Genomic DNA, 5,112 nt, shown 5'->3' on the forward strand with positions numbered 1-5,112 from the left:
GACCATCCCCGCTCGACAGGCCCCGGACAGACGGCACAAAGCCGCAATCACCACGAAGGCGCAGACGCAGTGGCCGCACGCGCAGCGTAGCGGACCCTTTACGGGTTGATTGAAGGAGGCATTGGGTCGGCCAACGGATTGGCCTTTGAGAGTGGGTGGTCACTGGCGCACACGGACCGCATTGGACGCATTCAGCCTCAAAATGACAACTCAGACTTTCTCACTGATGATTTGAGAGCGCTGCGTGCTCAACCGGCGTATCGACAGGCTCATTCCGATCCTTGCGTTCGGAATAGCGGTCAACCAGTTGCTCTGCATGTGGCCGCATTAACACGGTGAAGCGGACTAGTTCCTCAACTACGTCAACGATCCGATCGTAGTAGCTCGATGGCTTCATGCGCCCATCATCGTCGAACTCGGTGAAGGCCTTGGCCACAGAGGACTGATTGGGGATCGTGAACATACGCATCCATCGGCCAAGAACGCGCAATGTGTTGACGCTGTTGAACGATTGCGATCCAGCGCTGACCTGCATCACGGCAAGGGTGCGGCCCTGGGTTGGGCGCATGCCTTTGTAGGCAAGCGGCAGATGGTCGATCTGGGTCTTCATAATTCCGGTGATCTGGCCGTGCCGTTCCGGGCTGCACCAGACTTGGCCCTCGGACCAAATTGAATGGGCGCGCAGTTCGGCAACGGCGGGATGATCGTCATCCTCCACCTGATCGGGTAGCGGCAGGTCTGAAGGATCGAAGATGCGGGTTTCGCATCCGAAAAACTGGAGCAGTCGCGCTGCTTCCTCAACCACGAGCCGTGAATAGGAGCGCTCGCGCAAGGAACCGTAGAGCAGCAGTATGCGCGGCGGCGGGTCGAAATCGCCTAGTCCCAAAGCTGGCGTGCGGTGGGCATATTCCGGTTTGAGGGCGGGCAGATGATCTGGATCGTTCAGGCTGCGGAGGCGGTTGAACGTCATACCGTTCACGCCTCTTTGCCATGCGCAGGAACAGTGTCGGGAAACCAGCGCCGCCCGAACCAGAAGGCGACGTTCACCAGCAGGATCAGCACCGGCACTTCGACGAGTGGTCCAATCACGGCGGCAAAGGCAACCGGTGAAGCCAGTCCGAACGCCGCGATAGCAACCGCAATTGCCAACTCAAAATTGTTGCCTGCCGCCGTGAAAGCGACCGCCGTTGTGCGCGGATAGTCGCTGGCGATCAGCTTGCCCATGAAGAAGCTGATGCTGAACTGGACCACGAAGTAGATCGTCAACGGGATGGCGATGCGGATGGTATCGCCGGGCAGCGTTACGATTTCGTTGCCCTTGAGGCTGAACATCGCAACGATGGTGAACAGCAGCGCGACAAGCGTGATCGGTCCGATCTTGGGCAAGAAGGTGTGCTCGTACCAGTCCTTGCCTTTGGCTTTCGCCAGCCATTTGCGGGTCAGGAACCCGGCGAGAAACGGGATACCGAGATAGATTAGTACCGCCTCTGCAATTGTCCAGAAACTGACATTTACGACACTGCCCTCCAGCCCGAACAGCGGCGGCAGGAAAGCTAGGAAAAACCACGCATAGACGCTGAAGAACAGGATCTGGAAGATCGAGTTAAACGCGACCAGCGCTGCGACGTACTGGTTGTCGCCCTTGGCGAGCTGGTTCCAGACGATGACCATCGCGATGCAGCGCGCCAGCCCGATCAGGATCAGTCCCGTCATATATTCGGGCTTGTCGCTGAGGAAGATGACCGCGAGCGCAAACATCAGCACCGGGCCGATGATCCAGTTTTGGATCAGCGAAATCGCCAGCACCCGCTTGTCCTCAAACACCCGTGGCAGTTCCTCATATCGCACCCGCGCCAGCGGCGGATACATCATCAGGATAAGCCCGATGGCGATCGGGATGTTCGTCGTACCGACCGACAAACTGTCAATCGCGCGGGGCAGACCAGAGAAGGTCGTACCCAGCCCAACGCCAAGCGCCATGGCTAGGAAAATCCACAAGGTGAGGTAACGGTCGAGGAACGACAGGCGTTCGCGCTTGGGCTGCTGTGTCATGAAAATTCCTGAACCTAGTTGGCGACGCGGTTGCCGGCGGCATCGACGATTTGCTCGCCATCTTCCTTGGCGAAGGCGGCGCGCTGGGCTTCCGGAAGGAGGTCAAGCACGGCTTCCGACGGGCGGCATAACTTCACACCAAGCGGTGATACCACTAGCGGACGGTTGATCAGGATAGGATGCGCCATCATCGCGTCGATCAGTTGCACGTCGCTCAAGTCCACATCGTCCAGCCCGAGTTGGGCATAGGGCGTGCCTTTTTCACGCAGTAATGCGCGGGGCGCGATGCCAGCGCGTTCGATGAGGCTTTCAAGCAATCCGCGCGATGGCGGCGTCTTGAGATATTCCACAACATGCGGCTCGATCCCGGCATTGCGGATCATGGCGAGGGCATTGCGCGAAGTCCCGCATTCCGGATTATGGTAGATCACAATGTCGGTCATGCGCTCGCTCCGCTGCTGGCACCTTCGGCCAGGCCGATTTCCTTGAGCTTTTGCTTCATCGCCATCTCGTCGATGCTGGAATGCGGCAGGGTGAGGAACAGTGATATGCGGTTTGTTAGATAGCGCAGCGCCTGGAGGAAGGCATCGCGTTGGCCTTGGCCCTCAACTGCCGCCGGGTCTTCTATCCCCCAGTGCGCAGTCATCGGATGACCGATCCAGACCGGGCAGGTCTCGCCAGCGGCATTGTCACAGACCGTGAAAATGAAATCGAACTCGGGCGATCCCGGAGCGGAGAAGGCGTCCCAACTCTTTGAGTACATACCAGTGGTGTCGTAGCCCATCCCGTTCAGCACCGAGAGCGCCATCGGATGAACCTCTCCCTTGGGCTGGCTTCCCGCGCTCCAAGCCTTGAAGCGACCTTCACCGAGCTTGTTCATCACCGCTTCGCCCAGGATCGAGCGGGCGCTGTTGCCGGTACACAGGAAAAGGACGTTATAGATTTTGTCGGACATCATGAACCTCAGGCGTTCAGTGGTTGCGGGGCGGTGCAGTTCAATTCGCCGATCAGGTCGGCACACATTTCGGGCGCTCCCTGACAGCAATCCTGCATCAGGAAGGCCAATAGACGACGCATTCCCGGAAAATCGGCGCGGTAATGAATGAGACGACTTTCGCGCTCGGACTGGACGAGGCCTGCCCGTTCCAGCGTCGCCAGATGGTGCGACATGGTGGATGGCGGCACGCCATGATGCCCGGCGATGGCACCGGCAATCATGCCTTCAGGGCCAGCCCTCACCAGCGTGCGGAACACCGACAGCCGCGTCTCGTGCGCGAGCGCGCTGAGCGCATCAACGGCCCAGACTTGCAGGTTGAATTCATCCATCATCACGACCTTTCGAGAAAGGTCGAAATACCAAATAATTTGCGGCCGTCAATCCATGTTTCGAAAATCGTGGAATTGATGGGGTAAGGTTGATCTGCGTCAAGGCGCATATGCGGCTGTCCGCATAAACAATGCGCATGGATATGCGAGTCAACGACCTGCTGACCGCTCTTTCTGAGCCAATCCGCCTTCGCGCCTTGCAGATTGTTTGGGACGGCGATGAGCATTGTGTGTGCGAACTGATGGAGCGCCTTGGTGCCACTCAATCCCGTATGTCGCGGCATATGGCGCGATTAAAGGCGGTCGGCCTTCTGACAGGCCGACGCGATGCGCAGTGGGTGCGCTATCACCGCACACCTGAACTGCCACCCAGCTGGGTGGCGATGATCGATTCAATACTCGCAGCTTTGCCTGCGCTTCCCCTTGCGCAATGCCAGAAGAAGGCTGCCTGACATGAACACGATTGCCGCATCGCCTCGACTCCCGGCATCGTCATCGACGGCAAGGTCGTACATGCTGACGGCCTGCCCAAAGAAGACGATCTCAAGCGCTGGCGTCAGGTCTGAAGGCGCGGAGGCCCACGACATTATCATCATCGGTGGCGGCCAGATGGGGCTGTCGCTGGGCTATTACCTGCGGCGCGCGGGCGCTGATTTCCTGATTTTAGATGCGGAGGATGGCCCGGGCGGCGCGTGGCGCCATGGCTGGGATTCGCTGCGCCTGTTCTCTCCGGCGGGTTATAGCTCGCTACCGGGGTGGCTGATGCCGGTGCCTAACCATGAAGGCTATCCGACACGCGACGACGTTCTCGACTATCTGACGCGCTATGAAGAACGCTATGTTTTGCCGATCCGGCGACCGGTGCGGGTGGAGTCGATCGAGCGTGCAGAATCTCATTTGCAAGTGCTGACCGACAGGGGCCAGTTCGCTGCGCAATTCGTTGTCAGCGCCACCGGCACCTGGTCGCAGCCCTACATCCCGGATGTTCCGGGGCGCGATCTGTTCAAAGGACACCAGGTCCACTCAGCCCACTATGTGCGGCCCGAGGACTTTGCCGGACAAACCGTGCTGGTTGTCGGCGGGGGCAACAGCGGCGCGCAGATCATTGCTGAAGTCGCGCCAGTTGCCCGCGCGCTATGGGTAACGACCCATGACCCGCTGTTTCTGCCGGACGATGTGGACGGTCGTGTTCTGTTCGAACGCGCGGTGGCCCGGATGAAGGCTGGACCTGGCGACACTCCGGTCGGAGGAATCGGTGACATTGTGATGGTTCCGCCGGTGAAGGAGGCCAGGAGCCGGGGTGACCTTTCGTCCATCCGGTCTTTTGATCGGCTTACCGCCAGTGGGGTCGTCTGGCCCGACGGCTCGGAAATGGCTGTCGATGCGATCATCTGGTGCACGGGATTTCGTCCCTCGCTTGGGCATCTGCACGAACTGGGCGTCGTCGAGGATGATGGCAAGGTATTGGTCAACGGACAGCGGGCGATTAAAGAACCCCGTCTCTGGCTGGCCGGATATGGGGACTGGGCGGGACCTGGGTCTGCCACACTGATGGGGGCTGCCCGCACCGCTCGAGATCTGTCGGCCTCACTCGCTTCTATTCAATAGGCCACACTGAAATCCCCATTTTGCGTGCCTTGTCGACCAGGTTCGCATTTATGCCATTCCCCGGGCAGGCGACCACAGCCTTGGGCAGCACTTCGAGCATCTGATCGTTGCGGCGGAACGGTGCGG

The 5,112-nt window shown here is 59.6% G+C and carries 7 protein-coding genes; 2 read left to right on the forward strand and 5 right to left on the reverse strand.

The window, feature by feature from the left end:
* Positions 1-220: 220 nt before the first annotated feature.
* The 5 genes from arsH to ABL922_RS14030 are packed head-to-tail and all read right to left on the reverse strand — an operon-like array spanning position 221 to position 3,378.
* Positions 221-970, reverse strand: coding sequence for an arsenical resistance protein ArsH (gene arsH / locus ABL922_RS14010; RefSeq protein ID WP_349024830.1), 750 nt, complete (start codon positions 968-970; stop codon positions 221-223).
* A 5-nt stretch (positions 971-975) separates the two neighbouring features.
* Positions 976-2,052, reverse strand: coding sequence for an ACR3 family arsenite efflux transporter (gene arsB, locus ABL922_RS14015; RefSeq protein WP_349024831.1), 1,077 nt, complete (start codon positions 2,050-2,052; stop codon positions 976-978).
* Between the two features lie 14 nt (positions 2,053-2,066).
* Positions 2,067-2,495 carry an arsenate reductase (glutaredoxin) gene (gene arsC, locus ABL922_RS14020; protein ID WP_349024832.1) on the reverse strand — a complete coding sequence of 143 codons (429 nt, stop codon included), beginning with the start codon at positions 2,493-2,495 and terminating at the stop codon, positions 2,067-2,069.
* On the reverse strand, positions 2,492-3,010 hold the full coding sequence (locus tag ABL922_RS14025) for an arsenate reductase ArsC (protein WP_349024833.1): 519 nt from the start codon (positions 3,008-3,010) through the stop codon (positions 2,492-2,494). Before ABL922_RS14025 ends, arsC begins: the two co-directional genes overlap by 4 nt.
* A 5-nt stretch (positions 3,011-3,015) precedes the next feature.
* Positions 3,016-3,378: a metalloregulator ArsR/SmtB family transcription factor gene (locus tag ABL922_RS14030; RefSeq protein WP_349024836.1), complete on the reverse strand. Its 363-nt coding sequence runs from the start codon at positions 3,376-3,378 to the stop codon at positions 3,016-3,018.
* Between the two features lie 143 nt (positions 3,379-3,521).
* On the opposite strand from ABL922_RS14030, the gene ABL922_RS14035 reads away from it, so the two are divergent.
* Together ABL922_RS14035 and ABL922_RS14040 are read left to right on the forward strand one after the other, a co-directional pair.
* On the forward strand, positions 3,522-3,830 hold the full coding sequence (locus ABL922_RS14035; protein ID WP_349024834.1) for a metalloregulator ArsR/SmtB family transcription factor: 309 nt from the start codon (positions 3,522-3,524) through the stop codon (positions 3,828-3,830).
* A gap of 61 nt (positions 3,831-3,891) precedes the next feature.
* On the forward strand, positions 3,892-4,986 hold the full coding sequence (locus tag ABL922_RS14040) for an ArsO family NAD(P)H-dependent flavin-containing monooxygenase (protein WP_349024835.1): 1,095 nt from the start codon (positions 3,892-3,894) through the stop codon (positions 4,984-4,986).
* The last annotated feature ends 126 nt before the right edge of the window (positions 4,987-5,112 follow it).

Source organism: Sphingorhabdus sp., assembly GCF_040079335.1.
Lineage (GTDB): Bacteria > Pseudomonadota > Alphaproteobacteria > Sphingomonadales > Sphingomonadaceae > Sphingorhabdus_B.